This window comes from Alteromonas sp. ABV4_515, from assembly GCF_056160345.1.
Genome location: NZ_JBSWWZ010000018.1, coordinates 1 through 1,111 on the forward strand (window position 1 = coordinate 1; position 1,111 = coordinate 1,111).

General features: G+C 56.7%; 1 protein-coding gene. It reads right to left on the reverse strand.

Going from position 1 to position 1,111, the window contains the following annotated elements:
* A partial coding sequence (locus tag ACXAGX_RS20460; RefSeq protein WP_474840693.1) for an Ig-like domain-containing protein occupies positions 1-1,111 on the reverse strand: 1,111 nt, incomplete at both ends.

A 1,111-nucleotide genomic window follows, 5' to 3' on the forward strand; every position in this document is an offset into this window, starting at 1 on the left:
TCACCATTGGCATCGGTTACCGTGATCGACACGGTTTCGCCTACTGGCAGATCAGTGCTTCCAGAAACCGTCGGCGTCGCATCGTTGCCGGCTGTCTGCGCGTCCAACGTGATGGTGGGCGCAGCGGTGTCGATTTCACCGTTGTTGTCGGTGGCCGTCGTGGCATTGCCCGCGGCATCGGTGGTAGTGGCTTCAACGGTGTAAGCACCGTCGGGCATGTCCGCGGGGACATCAGCACTGAACGAGCCATCAGGCTGTACGGTTGCCGTGAAGGTTTGGGCATCGCCGTTAGCGTCGGTCACCGTGATCGACACGGTTTCACCGACAGGTAAATCAGTGGTACCTGATACTGTTGGTGTGGCGTCATTGGCTGTATTTTGAGGATCTAGTGTTACCGTTGGTGCGGAAGTATCGACTTCACCGTTGTTGTCGGTGGCCGTTGTGGCGTTACCAGCAGCATCGGTGGCAGTGGCTTCAACCGTGTAAGCACCGTCGGCCATGTCCGCAGGGACATCCGCGCTGAAGGAACCGTCAGGTTGTACGGTAGCCGTGAAGGTCTGTGCATCACCGTTTGAATCGGTCACTGTGATGGACACGGTTTCACCTACTGGCAGATCTGTGCTTCCAGAAACCGTCGGCGTCGCATCGTTGCCGGTTGTCTGCGCGTCCAACGTGATGGTGGGCGCTGCGGTATCAATTTCACCGTTGTTATCGGTAGCAGTCGTAGCGTTGCCCGCTGCGTCTGTTGCAGTGGCTTCAATGGTATAAGCGCCGTCGACTAAATCCGCAGGGACATCCGCACTGAACGAGCCGTCGGGTTGTACGGTTGCCGTAAAGGTCTGTGCATCACCGTTTGAATCGGTCACTGTGATCGACACGGTTTCACCGACAGGTAAGTCAGTGGTACCTGATACTGTTGGTGTGGCGTCATTGGCTGTATTTTGAGGATCTAGTGTTACCGTTGGTGCGGAAGTATCGACTTCACCGTTGTTGTCGGTGGCCGTTGTGGCGTTACCGGCAGCATCTGTTGCAGTGGCTTCAACGGTATAAGCACCGTCGGCCATATCCGCAGGGACATCAGCGCTGAATGAACCGTCTGGCTGTACCGTTG